The 20,759-nt window shown below is 35.4% G+C and carries 19 protein-coding genes and 1 tRNA gene; 7 read left to right on the top strand and 13 right to left on the bottom strand.

Annotated features, from left to right (window positions below):
* Window positions 1-118: 118 nt before the first annotated feature.
* The 4 genes from rlmH to pdhA all read right to left on the bottom strand — a co-directional run bounded on the left by rlmH (window position 119) and on the right by pdhA (window position 4,097).
* Complete coding sequence (gene rlmH, locus RYK20_RS08860; protein WP_314895164.1) at window positions 119-592, bottom strand: 23S rRNA (pseudouridine(1915)-N(3))-methyltransferase RlmH; 474 nt, start codon at window positions 590-592, stop codon at window positions 119-121.
* 11 nt (window positions 593-603) lie between these two features.
* Entirely contained in the window at window positions 604-1,377 is a 774-nt protein-coding gene (locus tag RYK20_RS08855; protein WP_314895163.1) for a C40 family peptidase, read from the bottom strand.
* 118 nt (window positions 1,378-1,495) lie between these two features.
* A complete protein-coding gene (locus RYK20_RS08850) occupies window positions 1,496-3,094 on the bottom strand; it encodes a 2-oxo acid dehydrogenase subunit E2 (protein WP_314895162.1) in 1,599 nt (532 codons plus the stop codon).
* A gap of 4 nt (window positions 3,095-3,098) precedes the next feature.
* Entirely contained in the window at window positions 3,099-4,097 is a 999-nt protein-coding gene (pdhA, locus tag RYK20_RS08845) for a pyruvate dehydrogenase (acetyl-transferring) E1 component subunit alpha (protein ID WP_314895161.1), read from the bottom strand.
* A gap of 186 nt (window positions 4,098-4,283) precedes the next feature.
* Here pdhA and dapB point away from each other — a divergent pair, with 186 nt between their 5' ends.
* The 4 genes from dapB to RYK20_RS08825 all read left to right on the top strand — a co-directional run bounded on the left by dapB (window position 4,284) and on the right by RYK20_RS08825 (window position 6,187).
* Complete coding sequence (dapB, locus tag RYK20_RS08840) at window positions 4,284-4,985, top strand: 4-hydroxy-tetrahydrodipicolinate reductase (protein ID WP_314895160.1); 702 nt, start codon at window positions 4,284-4,286, stop codon at window positions 4,983-4,985.
* Between the two features lie 30 nt (window positions 4,986-5,015).
* Window positions 5,016-5,279, top strand: coding sequence for a hypothetical protein (locus tag RYK20_RS08835; protein ID WP_314895159.1), 264 nt, complete (start codon window positions 5,016-5,018; stop codon window positions 5,277-5,279).
* A 419-nt stretch (window positions 5,280-5,698) separates the two neighbouring features.
* Window positions 5,699-6,055: a hypothetical protein gene (locus RYK20_RS08830; RefSeq protein WP_314895158.1), complete on the top strand. Its 357-nt coding sequence runs from the start codon at window positions 5,699-5,701 to the stop codon at window positions 6,053-6,055.
* Between the two features lie 3 nt (window positions 6,056-6,058).
* The gene (locus tag RYK20_RS08825; RefSeq protein WP_314895157.1) at window positions 6,059-6,187 is read left to right on the top strand and encodes a hypothetical protein; all 129 of its coding nucleotides are present in this window, start codon (window positions 6,059-6,061) and stop codon (window positions 6,185-6,187) included.
* Between the two features lie 138 nt (window positions 6,188-6,325).
* On the opposite strand, the gene RYK20_RS08820 is transcribed toward RYK20_RS08825, so the two are convergent.
* Complete coding sequence (locus RYK20_RS08820; protein WP_297980550.1) at window positions 6,326-7,588, bottom strand: tetratricopeptide repeat protein; 1,263 nt, start codon at window positions 7,586-7,588, stop codon at window positions 6,326-6,328.
* A gap of 32 nt (window positions 7,589-7,620) precedes the next feature.
* Window positions 7,621-10,149 (bottom strand): DNA gyrase subunit A, encoded by a 2,529-nt coding sequence (gene gyrA / locus RYK20_RS08815; protein ID WP_314895156.1) that lies wholly within the window; start codon window positions 10,147-10,149, stop codon window positions 7,621-7,623.
* Between the two features lie 183 nt (window positions 10,150-10,332).
* On the opposite strand from gyrA, the gene RYK20_RS08810 reads away from it, so the two are divergent.
* Window positions 10,333-11,490 (top strand): class I SAM-dependent RNA methyltransferase, encoded by a 1,158-nt coding sequence (locus RYK20_RS08810; protein ID WP_314895165.1) that lies wholly within the window; start codon window positions 10,333-10,335, stop codon window positions 11,488-11,490.
* A 2-nt stretch (window positions 11,491-11,492) separates the two neighbouring features.
* Here RYK20_RS08810 and RYK20_RS08805 read toward each other — a convergent pair whose 3' ends face one another.
* The 7 genes from RYK20_RS08805 to RYK20_RS08775 form a co-directional block, all read right to left on the bottom strand.
* On the bottom strand, window positions 11,493-12,200 hold the full coding sequence (locus RYK20_RS08805) for a class I SAM-dependent methyltransferase (RefSeq protein WP_314895155.1): 708 nt from the start codon (window positions 12,198-12,200) through the stop codon (window positions 11,493-11,495).
* 28 nt (window positions 12,201-12,228) lie between these two features.
* Window positions 12,229-13,668: an LptF/LptG family permease gene (locus RYK20_RS08800; protein ID WP_297980541.1), complete on the bottom strand. Its 1,440-nt coding sequence runs from the start codon at window positions 13,666-13,668 to the stop codon at window positions 12,229-12,231.
* Between the two features lie 35 nt (window positions 13,669-13,703).
* A complete protein-coding gene (locus RYK20_RS08795) occupies window positions 13,704-14,345 on the bottom strand; it encodes an outer membrane lipoprotein carrier protein LolA (protein ID WP_314895154.1) in 642 nt (213 codons plus the stop codon).
* A 145-nt stretch (window positions 14,346-14,490) separates the two neighbouring features.
* Entirely contained in the window at window positions 14,491-15,309 is an 819-nt protein-coding gene (gene panB / locus RYK20_RS08790; RefSeq protein ID WP_314895153.1) for a 3-methyl-2-oxobutanoate hydroxymethyltransferase, read from the bottom strand.
* Window positions 15,310-15,379: 70 nt separating this feature from the next.
* Window positions 15,380-15,453, bottom strand: a tRNA-Thr gene (locus RYK20_RS08785).
* 66 nt (window positions 15,454-15,519) lie between these two features.
* Window positions 15,520-16,251, bottom strand: coding sequence for a tRNA pseudouridine(38-40) synthase TruA (gene truA / locus RYK20_RS08780; RefSeq protein WP_314895152.1), 732 nt, complete (start codon window positions 16,249-16,251; stop codon window positions 15,520-15,522).
* Between the two features lie 10 nt (window positions 16,252-16,261).
* Window positions 16,262-16,885, bottom strand: a complete 624-nt coding sequence (locus tag RYK20_RS08775; RefSeq protein ID WP_314895151.1) for an L-threonylcarbamoyladenylate synthase — start codon at window positions 16,883-16,885, stop codon at window positions 16,262-16,264.
* Between the two features lie 132 nt (window positions 16,886-17,017).
* Between RYK20_RS08775 and prfB the strand changes: the two genes are divergently transcribed.
* Both prfB and topA read left to right on the top strand, forming a co-directional pair.
* Window positions 17,018-18,121, top strand: coding sequence for a peptide chain release factor 2 (prfB, locus tag RYK20_RS08770; RefSeq protein ID WP_314603846.1), 1,104 nt, complete (start codon window positions 17,018-17,020; stop codon window positions 18,119-18,121).
* 5 nt (window positions 18,122-18,126) lie between these two features.
* Entirely contained in the window at window positions 18,127-20,640 is a 2,514-nt protein-coding gene (gene topA / locus RYK20_RS08765) for a type I DNA topoisomerase (RefSeq protein WP_314895150.1), read from the top strand.
* The last annotated feature ends 119 nt before the right edge of the window (window positions 20,641-20,759 follow it).

Raw genomic sequence — 20,759 nt, 5'->3', positions numbered from 1 at the left:
TCACCATACCTAATTATAGCTTATATGAAGAGAACAACGGATTCTTTATTAAAAGCAGGAATTTGTATATAGCAATTTGAGTAGTTTAAGAACTTTGATAAATGTATAAAGTTCATATTTAGCTATGGTGATAAGGTTCATTGTTAAGAATTGTAAAAGCACGATAGAGCTGTTCTGTGAAAAAAAGGCGTATCATCTGATGAGAAAAAGTCATCTTGGATAGGGAACAAATATGATTAGCTCGAGCATATACTTGTTCTGAAAAGCCATAAGCTCCTCCTATAAGGAATATACATTGTTTCACCCCTGTATTCATTATTTTCTGTATAAAATTAGAAAATTCTATAGAAGAAAATTCCTTTCCTCGTTCATCAAGTAATATTAGAATATCATTTGGAGAAATTTTCTGCAAAATAATACTTCCTTCTTTATTTTTTTGTTCTTCTTCTGATATATTTTTTGTGTTTTTGATATTTTCTATAATTTCTATATCAAACTTAGTATAAAAATTAATCCTTTTCTTGTAATCTTCTATTAATTTCTCTAAGGAAGATAGGCTTGTTTTTCCAACAGCAAGTAATTTGAATGTCATTTAGGAGTTTATTAGAGTTTTTTCTCATCATCATCAAGAATACGGCGAATACAAGCTAATTGATGTGTAAAATTATTTGTATCTGCATCAAAAATTCCTTCTTGTGCTATCCTATCAATACGAACTTTCCCATAAGAATGAATAATAAGTCCTTGCTGGATGAGAATTCCTGTGTGAAAAATAGTATCAGTAGCATCACTGAAGAAGAGAAGATCACCTATTTCAGCATTTTCTATAGAATCTATATTTTTCTTTATAGCCTCACATTGCTGAGTTACTTCACGAGGAAGCGTTATTCCTATAAGTTTATATACCATTTGAGTAAATCCAGAACTATCAATCCCAAAAGGAGATTTTCCTCCCCATTGATAAGGAGCATTGAGGTATTTACAAGCTATTTCAACAATATTTTTTCGTAGAACTCTATGTTGAATCTCACCTTCAAATAAATGACCTATAAAAGGTGCATTACTTACCGTAGCGCCTATACAAATAGGTAATAAGTCGTATTTTTTATCACTAATTTGAACATAATCAATCATATCAGAAGCATATCTAGGGACTAACTTCTTAATTTCATTATATATACCTTCACTTATAGGCCATAATTGATTGTATTCTACCCATCCTTCATAGTTATCATAATCCGTACGGATATAGTACCATTCATTAGATTGCTTTATTATAAAACATACTTCTCCATACAGTAATTGAGAGATTTGTTCACTCTGGTGCGAGGCATATTCTCTTAGGGGAACAATGCTCAAATGACAAATAGCATACATAAATAAACAACTCTTTAAAAATACAATATTACAATAATTTTCTGGGATAAACAAATTTTATACTAAAAAAAGAGGCATTTAATAATGCCTCTTTTTTAATATAAATATTAATTTATTCTTAAGCAAGCATAGTTACAGGATTTTCAATGTAAGCTTTGAGCGTTTGTAAGAATTGAGCTCCAGTAGCTCCATCAATAGTTCTGTGGTCACAAGCTAAGCAAAGTTTCATTGTATGTCCTACTACAATTTGTCCATTCTTAACAACAGGTTTTTCTATAATAGCACCTACAGAAAGAATAGCAGAGTTAGGCTGATTAATGATAGAAGTAAATTGCTCAACTCCAAACATTCCTAAGTTGGAAACAGTGAAAGTACTACCGTCCATCTCAGCTGGAGTTAGCTTCTTGTTACGTGCTTTTCCAGCCAAATCTTTTACTAGAACTCCAATTTGTGATAAGCTAAGGTTATCAGCAAACTTAAGAACAGGAACAACTAATCCATCTTCAATAGCAACAGCTACTCCTATGTGTACGTGTTTGTTATATACTGTTGTATCTCCTTTCCAAGAAGTATTCACTTGAGGATGCTTTCTTAGAGCCATAGCACAAGCCTTCACTACCATATCGTTGAAAGATACTTTTGTATCAGGCAAGTTATTGATTTGTGTACGAGACTCCATTGCATTATCCATATCTACCTCAATAGTAAGGTAGTAGTGAGGAGCAGTAAATTTAGACTCAGAAAGGCGTTTGGCGATAGTCTTACGCATTTGAGAATTTTTCACTTCTTCTGTAACTTCTTCTCCAACAGGAATGTAAGCCACAGGTGCAGAAGTTTTTTCAGCAGGAGCTGAAGTAGCTGGTTTTGCAGATGGAGTGAATCCTTCTACATCCTTACGTACAATACGTCCGTTTTCTCCTGTTCCTTTTACTTGAGAAAGGTTGATACCTTTATCTTGAGCAATTTTCTTAGCCAAAGGTGAAGCAAAAACGCGAGCATCTGTAGCAGAAACTACTGTATTAGTAGGAGCTTCAGTGGCTTTAGGAGCCTCTGTTGTAGTAGAAGCTGGTACAGAGGCAGGAGCACCTCCTTTGGCAGCAGCAAGTACAGCATTTACATCAGTTCCTGCAGGTCCTATGATAGCTAAAAGAGAATCAATAGGAGCTGATTCTCCTTGTTTGATACCAATGTATAATAGAGTTCCTGCATAGAAAGATTCAAACTCCATTGTTGCCTTATCAGTTTCTATTTCAGCAAGGATATCTCCTTCTTTTACAGCATCTCCTTCTTTTTTAAGCCAAGAAGCTACAGTTCCTTCGGTCATCGTATCACTAAGACGAGGCATAGTTACTATCTGAACTCCTGCAGGCATAGCAACAGGTGCACTTGCTGGAGCTGGAGCAGAAGCCTCAGCAGGAGCTGGAGTAGCAGCAGGCGCAGAAGCCGTACCACCTCCTATAAGTGCTGAAATATCTTCACCTTCCTTACCAATAATAGCCAAAAGAGTATCCACGGGAGCTGTTTCTCCTTCTTTTAGACCAATGTATAATAAAGTTCCTGAATAGAAGGACTCAAATTCCATAGTTGCCTTATCGGTTTCTATTTCAGCGAGAATGTCTCCTTCTTTCACAGTATCACCCACTTTTTTGAGCCATTTAGCAACGACTCCTTCTTCCATTGTGTCGCTTAATCGCGGCATATTTACTATTTCTGCCATTTTTTTATAATTTATGAGGTAAAAAAGGATAATTTTCTTGTTCGTATACTACATCATACATTACATTTTTCTCAGGGAATGGAGATTCATCAGCGAACTTCTCACATTCTGCTACTAAGTTTTTCACACGTTCATCAATAGCTTCTATTTCAGCATCTGTAGCATATTTTTTGGCTTTGATTACATCAAGTACTTGAGTAATAGGATCTATTTTCTTGTATTCTTCTACTTCTTCTTTAGTACGATAGTGCTGAGCATCGGACATAGAGTGACCACGATAACGATATGTACGAATATCCAAGAAAGTAGGACCATCTCCTCTTCTTGCTCTTTCAACAGCTTCAAATACTTTTTCTGCTACTGAAACAGGATTCATACCATCTACAGGCTCACAAGGCATTTCATACCCCAATCCTAATTTCCAGATATCAGGGTGATTTGCAGTTCTTTCTACAGAAGTACCCATAGCGTAATGGTTATTCTCACAGATAAAAATCACAGGGAGTTTCCAGTTCATAGCCATATTGAAAGTTTCGTGAAGTGTTCCTTGACGAGTAGCCCCATCCCCCATAAAAGTAAGGACAACACCACCTGTTTCATTGTACTTCTCAGCGAAAGCTAATCCAGCACCTAAGGCGATTTGTCCTCCTACAATTCCGTGACCTCCGAAGAAGTTATGTTCCTTTGAGAAAATGTGCATAGAACCTCCCAAACCTTGTGATGTTCCAGTTCCTTTTCCAAAAAGCTCTGCCATTATTCTACGTGGATCCACTCCTAAAGCAATAGGATGCACGTGGTTACGATAAGCAGTTATCATTTTGTCTTTCTTAGGGTCAATAACGTGCATACATCCTGCTACTATTGCCTCTTGTCCATTGTACAAATGCAAAAATCCTCTTACTTTTTGTTGGATATAAGCAGAAGCCAATTTGTCTTCAAACTTTCTCCAGAAGAGCATTTGTTCATACCATTCTAAATACGTCTTTTTATCTATTTTTTTCATTATCACAAATGAATTTAATATTTCTATTTCAGGTGCAAATTTACGAATTTTATTTCGATTGCAAAGGTATAAAAAAAAGTTTTATTTATGATAAAAATTTCTCAGAAAAATTGTTGATAATAAAATTTGAATTATATCCATTTTTTCAATACTTTTGCCCTTCGATAGCTTAAAAAGGCAAATACTATGAAAATAGCTCTGTTAGGATATGGAAAAATGGGGAAAACCATAGAGAAAATCGCTATAGAGAGAGGACACAAAATAGTCCTGAAAATAGATGCTTCTTCTGATGAATATGATATCACTCAAGCAGATATAGCTATAGAATTCAGTACCCCTAAGAGTGCTTTTGCTAATATCTCCAATGCTTTATACAAAGGGATTCCTGTAGTGGCAGGAACCACAGGATGGCTTGAAAAATACCAAGAAGCTGTGGCTATATGTGAAGCTTCTGATACAGCTTTTTTGTATGCATCTAATTTTAGTATAGGAGTTAATATTTTCTTTGAAATAAATAATATCCTCGCCAAAATGATGAGCTCACATCCTGAATATAATGTTTCTATTGAGGAAATACACCATACGCAAAAGCTTGATGCGCCTAGCGGTACAGCCATCACTCTAGCAGAGCAGATTATTAAGAATTCGGATAAAAAAGGTTGGAAGCTGGGAGAGGCTACCCAGAGTGAGATTCCCATTACAGCACAGCGTATAGAGAATGTTCCAGGTACTCATACAGTTTTATACCAAAGCCCTATAGACACTATCGAAATTAAGCATACAGCACATAGCAGAGAAGGATTTGCTCTGGGAGCTGTCTTGGCAGCAGAATGGTTAGTAAAACGAAAGGGTGTTTTCTCAATGAAAGATGTTTTATTTCATCAATAAGGTAAATTAATAAACTAAAAAATAAATTATATGGCAAGCGTTAGACGTTTAAAAAAGAATGTAGCTTCTGTTCTAGGAGAACTAGTGGATACCATTATTATATGGAATTTTATCAGAGAAGATAATGATCAGGCTTCTGAAAGTATTGTTCAGGATATCTATGAAGTGTATGATAACTTCCTATTGAAAATCAATAACCCAACAGAGAACAAAGGAGCTTTCTATAAGCAACTTCAGAAAGATTTTGAAAAAGAAGTGAATCGTATCGTAGCTAAAATCAATGATTTGAAATAATTTGATTTATCTTTTTTGAATAATTCTCATTGTACCCCTACAAGGAAGCAATGAGAATTATTTATTTTATAAACTAATAAGAGAATTTAGAGAATAAAAATAATTAAAAAATTTAACAAATAAAACGCGCCAATTGTTATAATTTTTACTATCTTTGCAGAAGTTTAAAAGTTAAATATATTATGATATTTTTAGTGGTAAAACGCAACGCAACGCAACGCAACGTAAGCCCTAACTGACTTTAGCCTATATAAAATTTTTTGACAAAAGCAAGCCTGCTTACAAAGTTTTTTCGTGAGTAGGCTTGCTTTTTTTATTGAGGTAGATAATGGGGTATGGGTTACTTTCCCTAATACGCCTATATACCAAATGGAGCAAGGAGCTCGACAGTATATAACCCAAACAGATCTGCTATTTTTATGACTATCATAGCTGATGTCCCTCGTAGAGCGGAGTATCTTATGGCTGAGAAAAACTTCTCTGAAGCAGAGAAGAAAGAGGTTGCAGAAAGTTTTCTTAATCATTTCATACAAGGGGCTTTAGCTGATTCTGAAAGTGAATCTGAAATACAATCTATCAAAAAAGGTAAGTTCTATGGCAAGAAGTATAGTTTTTCTGCTATTAACCCTATGAATGGAGAAGTTACTGATAGAGGGAATGTTATTCTATTTGTTCGTGGTAGGGCTGTTTCTTTCCAATGTGTTCTTATGAATAACAGTCAAAAGGCTCACACTGAAAAGAACGCTTTCCTAAATTCTATTTCTGTAAAGCAATAAAAAATGTCAGTAGCTCCTTATATTCCTAAATTTATATGGATATCTAATTCTATTTCCCCTGCTAATATCAGCGATGGAACAGCCTATTTTACTGATGATAGAGGTTATGAATATAGAGTGGATTTGAATTAGTCTATTCTGAGAATTTTTTGATAGGGAAATTATGAAGAGGTACAATAGGGGAGAGACTCTAGAAAGACAAATACCCTATTATAAAAGAAAAAGTACAAGAATATATTCTTGTACTTTTCTTTTCACTAAATAAAAATATTATTTTTTATCAAGTATATTTTTAATTTTCTTGTAGTTATCCATATCATTTAGCCCCATATAAATACTTTTAAGCTGTTCTAAGACCTCAAGGTTAGGATTTTTCTTGTTATTTTTTAGAAAATCATTTAGGACATCAGCAGCTTTTCTAAACAGATTGTCTTTAGTGCTTTTTAGTTCATCATAACGCTTAATATCCTCAGAGGTATTACCTAATTTGTTCATCTGATCTACCAAGTTGTTTCCTTCTGATGTGTAAGTATAAGCATAGTTTAGGGCTGCATTGGCGTTATCAGGAGCTATTTTCAGAGTTTTCTCGAAGTACTTTCTAGCTTCATCATTCTTTCCTTGCTGAAGATTAATTACCCCTAAGTTATATTGAGCATCCACATTATCAGGTTGTAATTCTGTAGCTTCTTTCATAAGAGACTCGAACATATTCATTTCTCCCAACTGATAATATACATTAGCTTGTTGCATAATGAGTTCAGGATCTTTTGGATAGTTTTTTCGAGCAAAAGCAAGTGCCTTTAGAGCTTCCTCTTTATTGTTCTGAGAGATATAGATATAAGCGATATTTTGGATAATTTCAGCTCTTTTTGAAGGAGTTTTCTCTTGAGTAGGGTTGGTATAATTTCCCGTTTTCATTTTCATATCGCGGGTATTCTTATCAGCTGATTTCTCAACTAATCCTGTTTCTTTATTTTTAGCAGCATAAAGGGTCTCTGAGCCATCATATTTCAAATCTTTAAGCTCTAGGAAATACTTTAAGGCAGGCTCATAGTCCTTTGCTTGGGTAGAAGCTACCGCTGCATTATATAGAAACAGAGTATCTGAAGGGCTGAATCTGTACACTTGTTCAAATGCTATTGCAGCATTTTTAAAATCATTCTTTTCATAGAATTGCTGTCCTTTAGCTGCTGCAATACTAGCCACTTCACGAGCTATTTGTTCTACTTCAGAAGATATTTTACCTCCTACTTTCTTAGCTTCTGTCAGGGAAGAAGAAGCAATAGCGAGGGAATTTACGACATCCTTTCCTGCTTTTACATTCTTCAGAGCCAACTCCCCTCTTAGAAGATAATATTCAGCAGTGGTTTTCTTACTAGAGAAAGCCAAATCCTTACTTTTTTCTAATAACTGTTCAGCTTCCGTTAAGTTATTTCTATCAATGGCTTTCTTAACATCTTTAAGCTCCTTTTTTTGCGCAAAAGAAACAGATGAAAGCGCAAGAGCTGTTATTAATAAGATACTTTTTTTCATTTTGTTTAATTTTATATTTAACTTATAATTATTTATTCATTAGTAATAGTATCGATGTCATTTACTTCGGATTCAGTTTCGTTTTCGTCATCTTTCATTACTTTGGCTACCGCAGCTATAGAATCATTTCCTTTGATATTAATAAGACGAACTCCTTGTGTAGCACGTCCCATTACTCGAAGCTCACTAACCGACATACGAATAGCCATTCCCGATTTGTTAATAATCATTAAATCATCTTCATCAGAAACAGTTTTTATAGCCACAAGATTTCCTGTTTTCTCGGTAATAGAGATCGTTTTTACTCCTTTTCCACCTCTGTTGGTAATGCGATATACAGCTTCTCCTGTTTCTGGGTCATCTATAAAAGTACGTTTTCCATAACCATTTTCAGAGACTACTAATACAGTTTCTTCTCTTGGATTCTCAATAGTAATCATTCCAATCACTTCATCATTAGCATCATTATCGAAAGAAATACCACGTACCCCAGAACCACTACGCCCTACAGCACGTACTTTTTCCTCAGGGAAGCGGATTGCCTTACCTGATTTGACAGCTAGCATTACTTGGCTGTTTCCTGTAGTAAGTCGTGCTTCTAACAATTCATCATCTTCCTTGATGGTAATAGCCATAATTCCATTTTGTCTTGGACGAGAATATTGTTCTAAGCAAGTTTTCTTGATAATACCTTTTTTAGTAGCCATTATTACATAATGACTATTAATATATTCTTGATCCTTGAGGTCGTGAGTACAGATAAAAGCTTTCACATTATCATCAGGCTCTATATTAATAAGGTTCTGTATGGCTCTTCCTTTAGTATTTTTGCCTCCTTCAGGGATTTCATACACCCTAAGCCAAAAGCACTTTCCTTTCTCAGTAAAGAAAAGCATATATTGATGATTGGTTCCTACAAATAGATGTTCTATGAAATCCTTATCACGTGTAGCAGAACCCTTTTGACCAACTCCTCCTCGAGATTGAGTTTTGTATTCATTTACAGAAGTTCGCTTGATATATCCAGCATTAGAAATGGTGATAACAACTTGCTCATCTGGAATAATATCTTCCATAGAGATATCACCTCCAGCATATTCTATTATAGAACGGCGTTCATCGCCATACTTGGCTTTTATTTCTAAAAGTTCCTCTTTGATAATTTGAGTACGGCGTTCTTTATGAGCAAGAATATCTTCTAAATCTATAATATAAGCCTTGATTTCTTCATACTCTTCACGAATCTTATCAAGTTCTAATCCTGTAAGACGACCTAGACGAAGATCTATGATAGCTTGTGCTTGAATTTCAGAAAGTTCAAATTCTTTGATAAGTCCTTCTTTGGCTATTTGTGTATCCTTTGAATTTCTGATAATATAGATAGCCCTATCCAAAGTATCTTTGGTAGCGATAACTTTCATAAATCCTTCTAGGATATGTATACGCTCCTTCGCTTTCTTAAGATCATATTGTGTACGTCTGTATACAACATCATATCGATGTTCTATAAAATGATAGATTAAATCCTTAAGATTCAATTGTTGAGGGCGTCCATTAACTAAAGCTATATTATTGACACTAAAAGCTGACTGTAGAGGAGTATGCTTAAAGAGATTATTAAGCACTACATTAGGAATAGCATCTTTCTTAAGAACATATACGATACGCATACCGCCCTTACCTGTTTCATCGAATACATCAGAGATACCCTCTAATTTTCCTTCTTTGATGAGGTCAGCAGTTTGCTTAACCATTAAGGCTTTATTTACTTGATAAGGGATTTCTGTAACGATAATACATTCGTGTTTATCAACTTCTTCAAAGTGAGCCTTTGCTCGAATTACAACACGTCCTCTTCCTGTTTTGAAAGCTTCTCTTACCCCATCATAACCATAGATAGTTCCTCCAGTAGGAAAATCAGGAGCTTTGATATATTCAATAAGTTCATCTATAGTAATATCTTGATTTTCAAGATAAGCGATGGTTCCATCAACTACTTCAGATAAGTTATGAGGAGGCATATTGGTTGCCATACCTACAGCAATCCCAGAAGTCCCATTGATAAGCAGGTTAGGAATACGAGTAGGAAGAACAGTAGGCTCCTCTAATGTATCATCAAAGTTTAGGCTATGATCCACAGTTTCCTTATCTATATCAATGAGCATATCCTCTGCCATTTTTCGCATTCTGGCTTCTGTGTAACGCATAGCAGCAGGGGAATCACCATCTACAGAGCCAAAGTTACCCTGACCATCCACAAGCATATAACGCATATTCCATTCTTGCGCCATACGAACCATAGTATCATATACAGAAGAATCTCCGTGTGGGTGATATTTACCCAGAACTTCCCCTACAATACGAGCCGATTTTTTATAAGGAGTATTACTACGTACTCCTAATTCGTGCATACCGAAGAGTACACGCCTATGTACAGGCTTCAGCCCATCACGTATATCTGGTAATGCTCTTGAGACAATCACCGACATTGAATAATCAATGTAGGCTGTCTTCATTTGTTCTTCAATATTAATAGGAATGAGTTTTTCTCCTTCTATCATTGCAAATATATTGTTTTTATTTCAAGGTGCTAATTTACAACCTTTTTTTGAGTTGGAAAAATAAAAGATTAAAAAAATACCCTCTAAAATAAAAATTAACATTGTTTTATATATAAGAAAAAATATCTTTAACCTTATATGAAACTTATTTTTATTACTTTTGCAAGTATTTTTATGTATCGTATGGAGAATTATTCAATGATCGCAAAAACATTCTTTGGTTTTGAAGATATTTTAGAGAAAGAATTACGACAATTAGGAGCAATGAAAGTAGAGAAAGGAATTCGTAGTGTTTCTTTTTCAGGAGATAAAGGCTTTATGTATAAGGCTAATTTGTGCTTGCGAACAGCCCTAAAAATTCTTAAACCCATTTATTCATTTCGTGTTAGAAACGAGAAGGAATATTATGAAAAACTATATCATTATGCTTGGGAAGAATTTTTTCCTTCATCATATACTTTTGCCGTAGAGGTCACCCTCGCAACAGATTTATTTCATCATTCCCAGTATATGACTTTAAGAGCAAAAGATGCTATCGTGGATAGGTTCCGTAATAAAATAGGAAAACGACCCAATGTAGACACACTACATCCTGATATTCAAATTTTTATACATATACAGAAAGATAATCAGGTTATTGTCTCATTGGACACTTCTGGAGCTTCTCTCCATCATCGTGGTTATCGTACTCAGACAAATATAGCTCCTATCAATGAGGTACTTGCGGCGGGTATTCTTTTATTAAGTGGTTGGCAAGGTCAATCAGATTTTCTTGATCCAATGTGTGGAAGTGGAACTCTTTTGATAGAAGGAGCAATGATTGCTTGTAATATTCCTGCCAATCTTCACAGAAAGGAGTTTGCTTTTGAGAAATGGGCTGATTATGATGTTGATTTATTTGAAACTATTTTCGATAGTTGCTTAAATAAAGCAAAAGAATTTCCTTATAAAATAATAGGATATGATAAGGCTCCATCAGCTGTAAATAAAGCCAGAGAAAATGTGAAAAATGCTCGCTTATCGGATTATATATCGGTAGAACATAAAGACTTTTTCAAAACACAAAAACAAGCAAATACTGCTCTTTTTATGGCATTTAATCCTCCATATGGAGAGCGATTAGAAATAGAGGCTACTGCATTCTATAAGCAAATAGGAGATACACTCAAGCAATATTATACAAACACACAAGCTTGGTTTATTACTTCTAACCTGGAAGCATTGAAATCAGTTGGGTTACACCCCTCTCATAAGATAAAATTATTTAACGGGAAGTTAGAAAGTCGTTTGGTCAATTATAATATATATGAGGGGAGCAAGAAACAAAAGAAGCAACAATAAATTTATAAATGAGTCATTCTCACTAGATAATTATAATCATCACCCTCCTCAATGAGCTCACAACTAAGTCCATTATTGTTCGTAGCCCGTTGTAAGGTATTATAATCTATAAAAAGCCAAGGGAATGATTCCTTTTCACCTTTATAATGAATTGTGTAAATAAGTTCTCCATAATATTCTGTTTCCTCATTGAAGGGTATGATATAGCTACCATCTTCATCTTGGTCAAACATATAGATAATATCGGTAGAAGTAGTGAGAATTTGCCCTCCTTCATTAAGGAGAGACTTTAGCTTTTGTAAATATATATCAATAAGGGAGAGTCGTTTGCTAATGCCTATTCCATTCATTAATAAAAGAATAGTATCAAATTTACCCTGATAATCAAGAATATCAGATATAACTGTTTGTTTTACACCTCTTAACTGACATATTTCGATTACAGCTGGAGATATATCCAAAGCTACAGCATCTAATCCTTTCTCTTGCAAGTACAATACGTGAGATCCTGTGCCAGCTCCTACGTCTAATATTCGCCCTTTCGCCAATGTAAGTGCTTTTTGTTCTATAGGAATCATCTGTGGAAAAGACCGAAAAAAGTGTGATCTTGAAAGATATTCACTTTTGGAAATATTTGTGGATACTCGTACATCACTTTTTCGATCATTAAGCTGATAGTCTAATAAGGATTTTCCTAGTAAATCTTTCATAATATATAGAAATAAGAAATAAAGATAGTTATTTTTCTTTCTTAAAGAAAATTTTCTTTAGAAAATCTGCAACTCCAGAAAAACTACCAATAGGTTTGTCCTCATTAACAAGTATAGTAAGATAAATACCTAAAGGTAATAAGAAAAAAGTAGGTATCCAAGGTGCAATATAGGGATCAATATTTCCGTTTGTAGCCATATTCTTAGTCAGCAATCCAGAAAAATAGTAAGTAAGGAAGAGCCCAATAGCAACCACTAAAGGCATTCCAATTCCTCCTTTTCGGATAATTGCTCCTAAGGGAGCTGCAACAAAAAATAGAACAAAGCAAGTAATAGCTAGAGCAATCTTATCACTAAGAGTAAGCCTATATACATTAATTAATTTTTGCTGATATTCTACATTATCTTTATTGTTATCTAGATTATTGATAAGTGAATTAATATTATCTTTGGATAGGCTGTATACTTGGGAAAGCCTGTCCATATCTTTATATTTTTGTACTAAAGTAGCTATATTCTCTATAGGCTCAGTATTTTTTTGTAAAGAATCTTTTCTTTGCTCTAATAAATAAGGCATCCCTGTACGCCTATAGAAATTATCTCCAAAATCCTTAGTTTCTTGTTTATAATCTCTGATAATAGAATCCAGAGTGTGAGAAAGTTGGCTCACATTCATTGTTTTATAATAATCCTTATTATCATTTTCATCAATATTTACCTCAGAATTAAGAGAACTAATATCTATATTAAGTGTATAACTCTTGAATTTGGCTTTGGCAAAAGGAAAAGTGATATCACTATTTGTATTTTTAATATCTTCATAGTAAGAACCATCTTTTAGGGTAAGTTGTAGAATATTGGCTCCTTTTTTATCTCCTGAGAGTTCTCCCTCTTTGGCTTTGATAACAGTTCTACTAAGTTTATCTACACCTAATTTATGAATAACAATATCGTGTAAAAATTCTCCATTTTCGCCTGTTTTCTTCCCTACTTTTATAGAAAAATCCTGAACATTACTAAAAATTCCTTGATTGATGGCTAAAGAAGGTTGCTTTTCCTTGATACTTTCCCTTAAAGCTCTTACCTTTCGGTTAGACCAAGGTTGTAAATTATTGAATGTAAAAAAAACAGCAATACTTAATAATAGCATAAAAACTATAAGCGTACGAGTTCCTTTTAGTAAAGAAACCCCAGAGGCTTTCATCGCAGCAAGTTCATAACTTTCCCCAAAAGCACCCAAGGTCATAATGGAAGAAAGTACCACCGTAAGAGGAAGAATGAGAGGAATTAAATTGGGAAGCATCAAGCCTACAAATTTTGCAACCACTAATATACTAAGTCCTTTTCCTACTAATTCATCAATATATAGCCAAATAGTCTGGAATATGAATATAAGTAGAATTATCAGAAAAGAACTGATAAAATTATATATAAATCGAGATAATATGTAGCGGTCTAATATTCTCATATAGGAATGAGCACTTCAGATAGGGGAGAATTTAGTTATTTATTGATATAATATCCTTGTTTTTTGTATTTAGCTTCATCAAAGATAAATTCATTACCACTAATAGGTTGATTCGTCTTGAATTCATTGATAACAATGGTTGTTTTAGCATCATTTTTACCTATTTGAATAAGATTATAAATATGCTTAGTGGTAGTATCTATTCCTAAGAGAATTTGTTTTATATCTGAAGAATTTTTGTTAGGTTTGAGCTCTATGTATTGAATTTTTCTTCCTTTTACCTGTTGTACAATATCCCATTTGTAAGAAAAATCTTTTTTATAGAAAGTTAGCATTTGAGAAGGCATAATCATCTGATCTTCCTTTTCAGAAGCTGATTCTATGGTAACTTCTTCATTTTCAGGTATAATTGTATATATCTTTTTCCCATCAAAGAGCTTGGTAACTCCCATATAGTTCAATAGATATTTTTCCCCACTAAGGGTTACATTCCCTCTGGTATCTTGCTTGATATGTTCTTTTGTATTTTCAAAAGAATAACGAAAATCTATGTAAATATTCTTATAAGAAGATACTTTTTTGTATACCTCATCAAGTAAAGCCTTTGCTTTATTGGATTCTTGAGCTTTTGCAAATAATGAAAAAAACGCAAGAATAATTAAAAAAATCTTTTTCATATGAATTTTTAAAACTCTATTTGTATAGCAATAACTATGCCAAAACCTTATTAAGGAGTACTAAAAGAGCTATTTTAGAAAGGAAAATTTAGTTTCCAATGAGTAATAAGTAGATAATTCTTCTATATAATTGAGAAAACAAAAACTAATATTGCTCATTTTCATTAGGAAAACTCACAGATTTTACATCATTAATATACTCAGTAACAGCTTTTGTCATTTGTTCGTGCAGATTGAGGTACTGACGTACAAACTTAGGTTTATAATCCACAAACATTCCGAAAAAATCCTGAGAAACAAGTACTTGACCATCTACATCGCTTCCCGCACCAATTCCTATCGTAGGAATAGAAAGGCTCTGAGTTACTTCTTTTGCTAGGAGAGAAGGAATTTTTTCCAATACAATAGCTGAGCAGCCTAATTCTTGTAAATAAAGAGCATCTTCTTTAAGCCTTTGAGCTTCAGCATCTTCTTTGGCACGAAGTCCATAACCACCAAATTTGTTAATAGACTGAGGAGTAAGCCCTAAATGTCCTATTACTGGAATCCCTGCATCTAAGATTCGACGAATACCTTCTCCTATTTCACGTCCTCCTTCTAGCTTTACCGCTTGAGCTCCACTTTCTTTCATCATTTTTATAGCTGAATCAAGAGCTCTCTGAGGGTCAGACTGGTAGGTTCCGAAAGGTAAATCAGCTACCACTAAAGCACGAGAACAAGCTCGTACTACAGCCGAAGCGTGATAAATCATTGCTTCCAAAGTCATAGGAAGCGTCGTTTCATATCCAGCCATTACATTAGCAGCAGAATCACCCACCAAGATAATATCAATCCCTGCTCTGTCAATGATTTTAGCCATTGTATAATCATAAGCGGTAAGCATAGTTATTTTCTCTCCTTTGGCTTTCATTGCCTGTAAGGTTTGTACAGTTACTCGCTTTGTTTCTTTCTTTGAAACAGACATTTGTATAATATTTTTAAAGTTAATAATCAGTATGAAATAAAAAAAGCTGCCAGAGATGACAGCTTTTTAGAGCCGGTAGAGGGATTCGAACCCACGACCCCGAGATTACAAATCACGTGCTCTGGCCAACTGAGCTATACCGGCGATTTTGCGGGTGCAAAGTTACAACTTTTTTTTGAATTTGCAAGAAGAAAATGAAAAAAATAAAATTTAAAAAAATGGATATGTGATTTCTTCTAAGAAAAGAGCATTCCCTGGTACCGAAAAACCAGCCTTGGAACGATTCTTACTTTCTATAATAGAACGAAATTCTGTTAAAGAAATTTTTTTGTTGCCTACTTCAATCATCGTCCCCACGATAGCACGCACCATATTGCGCAGAAATCGATCGGCTGTAATCCTAAAAATAAGTAAGCCTCCCTCTTCTCGCCAGTGAGCTTCTTTTAGCTCGCAAATATAGGTCTTTACATCAGTATTTGACTTAGAAAAACACTGAAAATCATTAAACTCAAAAAGTATCTTACAGGCTTCATTCATCAAAGATATATCTAAAGACTGAAATAGATAATAACTTTGCTCATAAAGAAAAGGATTTTTTTCTAAAGAAATGAAATACTGATATGTACGAGAAGTCGCATCAAAACGAGCGTGAGCTGAATCACTTACAGAAAAAATATCTTTAATTGCGATTTCTTTTGGCAAAAATGAATTTAGCTTATTTACTAAATTATGAGGTAGGGGAGGGGTGTAATCAAAATGAGCAAAATAGTTTCGGGCATGCACGCCTGTATCTGTACGTCCTGCTCCTACCAAAGCTATGGGCTCCCGAAGTAATAAGGACATCGCTTTTTCTAATTCTTCTTGTATAGAAAGAGAATGAGGCTGACGTTGCCAACCGCAATAGTTTTTACCATTATAGGAAAGATGTATAAAATAACGCACTATAATTTAATTAAAACAGACCTTCAATGCTTCCTTTCCCTTCCCTAATCAAAGTAGGTACACCTTCTGAGAGGTCAATAACAGTAGAAGCTACGTTATCTCCATATCCTCCATCGATAACTATATCTACCTTATCCTGCCATTTTTCAAAGATAAGTTCAGGGTCGGTAGTATATTCTATAAGTTCATCTTCATCATAAATAGAAGAGGATACGATGGGATTCCCAAGTTTTTCTACTAAGGTACGAGCAATTGTGTTGTCAGGTACTCGTATTCCTACTGTTTTTTTCTTTTTGAACTCCTTAGGAAGATTATTATTCCCTGGTAGAATGAAAGTATAAGCACCTGGTAAAGCTCTCTTGAGGAGCTTAAAAGTAGCCGTATCTATCTGCTTAACATAGTCCGAGAGATGGCTTAAATCGGCACAGATAAAAGAGAAATTAGCTTTATCTAATCGGATTCCTTTGAGCTGAGCAATACGCTCTAGAGCTTTACTATTGGTAATATCACAACCTAAACCATACACAGTATCAGTAGGATAGATGATGATGCCACCATCCTTAAGGCATTCTACAACTTTCAGAATCTCACGTTCGTTAGGGTTTTCTGGATATATTTTTATAAACTTAGCCATATCTATTCAAGTTAGAAAATAAAACTATAAAAGCGGGTGCAAAAGTACAAATTATTTGCCAAAGAAAAAATTATCATTAGCCAGTAAGCTATGAATCAATAAAATATTGTATCTTTGCCGAAATTTTCGTAAATGGTAACTATAGAGCAGTTAAGAGATCTTAGCCAAAGAGTAGAAAACTTAGAAAAATATCTACAAATAGATAAGAAAAGGATAGAAATTGCCAATGAAGAGGAAAAAACATTCGCTCCTGACTTCTGGGACAATCCCAAAGAAGCACAGCTATTAGTTCAGAAGTTACAATCACAGAAAAAATGGGTAACTGATTACGAAAAATCTGTAGAAATGCTAGAGGAAATCCATATTATGATGGATTTTTATAAAGAAAATGCTATTTCAGCTGAGGAAGTTGAAGATTTTTATGCTAAAACCCTTCATCACATCGAAAATTTAGAATTTCGCAATATGCTTTCTGATGAAGGTGATGCCCTGAGTGCGGTATTACAGATTACAGCAGGTGCAGGAGGTACAGAAAGCTGTGATTGGGCTTCTATGCTGATGCGTATGTATATGATGTGGGCAAATAAGCAAGGTTTTTCAGTAAAAGAGCTCAATTATCAAGAAGGTGATGTGGCAGGAGTGAAAACAGTTACCCTTGAAATAGATGGTGAATTTGCCTTTGGCTACCTTAAAGGTGAGAATGGAGTACATCGGTTGGTGCGAATTTCTCCCTTTGATAGTAATGCCAAGCGACATACTTCCTTTGCCTCAGTATATGTGTATCCCTTAGCCGATGATACCATAGAAATAGAGATAAATCCAGCAGATATTTCTTTTGAAACGATGCGTTCTAGTGGGGCTGGTGGGCAGAATGTCAATAAAGTAGAAACAGCAGTGCGCCTAAGGCACCATCCTACAGGAATTATTATTGAAAATTCTGAAACTCGTAGTCAGCTGGATAATAAAAATAAGGCTTTGCAACTGCTCAAATCACAGCTTTATGAAATAGAGCTGAAAAAACGTCAGGCAAAGCGTGATGAAATTGAAGCTAACAAAATGAAAATAGAGTGGGGGAGCCAAATCCGTAACTATGTGATGCACCCTTATAAGCTCGTTAAGGATGTTCGTACAGCCTACGAAACTACCAATGTAGATGCTGTAATGAATGGAGAATTAGATGATTTCCTCAAAGCATACTTAATGCTAATGGGACAACAAACCAATGATAACAACTAAGAATAATGGCAAAAAATTTAGTAATTGTAGAGTCTCCTGCTAAGGCGAAAACGATTGAAAAATTTCTCGGTAGTGATTACAAGGTAATGTCCAGCTATGGGCATATTGCTGACCTTCCTGATAGGGAATTAGGGGTAGATGTTCTGAACGGATTCAAACCTCAATATCAGGTATCTGCAGATAAGAAAAACCTCGTAAAAACCCTCAAGGAAGAAGTTAAAAAAGTAGAGATGGTTTGGCTAGCTTCCGATGAAGACCGTGAGGGAGAAGCTATCGCCTGGCACCTAGCAGAAGAACTAAAGCTATCCAAGGAGAAGACCAAACGTATTGTCTTTAACTCTATTACTAAATCCGCTATAGAACACGCCATTAAGCATCCTCGTGGGATTGATTATAATCTGGTTAATGCACAGCAGGCACGCCGTGTGCTAGACCGCTTAGTAGGGTATGAGCTTTCTCCTGTACTATGGAAGAAGATACGCAAAGGACTTTCGGCAGGGCGTGTGCAGTCTGTATCGGTGCGACTTATTGTAGAAAGGGAGCGCGAAATACAGGAATTCCACACAGAAGCCTCCTACAAAATTACCGCTGAATTCCTCAATAAGGAAGGAAAAATCATCAAAGCACGCGTTAATAAATCTTTCGCCACACAAGAAGAAGCCAAAGCCTTCTTACAAAATAATTTAGGAGCTACTTTTTCGGTTACTAACCTAGAAACCAAGCCCGCTAAGAAATCTCCAGCTCCTCCTTTTACCACTTCTACACTTCAGCAGGAAGCATCTCGCAAGTTACATTTTTCAGTTTCTAAAACAATGCAGTTAGCCCAGCGTCTGTATGAATCAGGGCTTATTACTTATATGCGTACCGATAGTGTCAATCTCTCTCAGGAAGCACTTATGGCAGCCAAGCAAGAGATAGAAAAATCATACGGAGCACCCTATAGCAAGATTCGCCAATATACCTCTCACTCCAAGGGAGCGCAAGAAGCACACGAAGCCATTCGCCCTACTGATATTTCAGCTCATACCGTAAAAGCCGAAAATGACCAAGTACGCTTGTACGAACTCATCTGGAGGAGAACTATTGCCTCCCAAATGAGTGATGCTCAGCTGGAGCGTACCCAAGTAAAAATCAATGCCAATACACACCCAGAACCTTTTGTAGCCAGCGGTGAAGTAATTACTTTCGATGGATTCCTTAAGGTATATCTTGAAGGTAGAGATGAGGAAGATGAAGATGATGAAGGAATGCTACCTGCTATGAAAGTAGGGGAAGTTCTTGAGAATAAGAATATTATTGCTACAGAGCGTTTCTCTCGACCTCCGTTGCGCTATACGGAAGCCTCTTTGGTAAAAAAGCTAGAGGAATTAGGTATTGGTCGCCCCTCTACTTATGCAACTACTATTTCTACGATACAGAATCGAGGTTATGTAGAACGTAGTAATTTACAAGGTGAAACTCGTTCTTACTCCCAGCTCACTTTGGCAAAAGGAGAAATCAAAGAAAAGAAACTCTCTGAGAATGTAGGAGCTGATAAGGGCAAACTCATTCCTACCGATATAGGAATGATTGTAAATGACTTTTTGATTAATCATTTTGATAGCATTGTTGATTACCACTTTACCGCTAAGGTAGAAGAAGAATTTGATGATATAGCTTCAGGGAAAGAAGATTGGTCAAAGATGGTAGGGCGCTTCTATGAAGCCTTTCACCCTACAGTTACCGATGTAGAACAGAATGCTGAAAGAGAAACAGGTGAGCGTATTCTAGGCACCGACCCTGCCACAGGCAAGCCCGTAAGTGTCCGCTTGGGGCGCTATGGTGCAATGGTACAAATAGGCTCTGTGGAGGATGAAGAAAAGCCCCGATTTGCTAGCCTACTTCCGAACCAATCTATTGACACAATTACCTTTGAGGAGGCTATGAAGCTCTTCGAACTTCCTCGCAAGTTGGGCGTGTTCCAAGGCAAGGAAGTAGAATCCAATATTGGGCGCTTTGGTCCTTATATCCGCTTTGGTGATGCTTTTATTTCTTTGGATAAGTCGTTGGATGTCTTTTCAATAACTTTCGAGCAAGCCAAAAATGTCATTGAGCAGAAGCAAAAAGCCGATACTCCTATTGCCGAATATCAAGGCAAGGAGGTTACTAAGGGGACAGGGCGTTTTGGTCCTTTTATTAAGTGGAATGATATTTTTATTAGTGTAACCAAAAAATATAACTTTGACAACCTTTCCCAAGAAGATATTGCTACCCTCATAGAGGAGAAACTCAAGAAGGAATCTGAAAAAGTAGTCAAAGAATGGGCAAACGAAGATATCCGCATAGAGAAAGCCCGCTGGGGACGCTACCACCTGATTAAGGGAAAAAACAAAGTAGAGCTGGGCAAAGAAACCAATATAGAAGCCTTTACCCTAGCCGATGCTCAGGCGCTCTTAGCCCCTAAGGAAAAGCCTAAGAAAGCTACAGTAACTAAAAAAGCTCCTGCTAAAGCAACCACAAAGAAAACTGCTAAGAAGTAAAATAATTAAAAAATTTAACAAATAAAACACGGCACTTGTTATAATTTTTACTATCTTTGCAGAGGTTTAAAAGTTAAATATATTATGATATTTTTAGTGGTAAAACGCAACGCAACGCA

This window comes from uncultured Capnocytophaga sp., assembly GCF_963525585.1.
Lineage (GTDB): Bacteria > Bacteroidota > Bacteroidia > Flavobacteriales > Flavobacteriaceae > Capnocytophaga.
The sequence above is the reverse complement of the archived record's forward strand: the minus strand, read 5'-3'. Positions and strand labels throughout refer to the sequence as shown.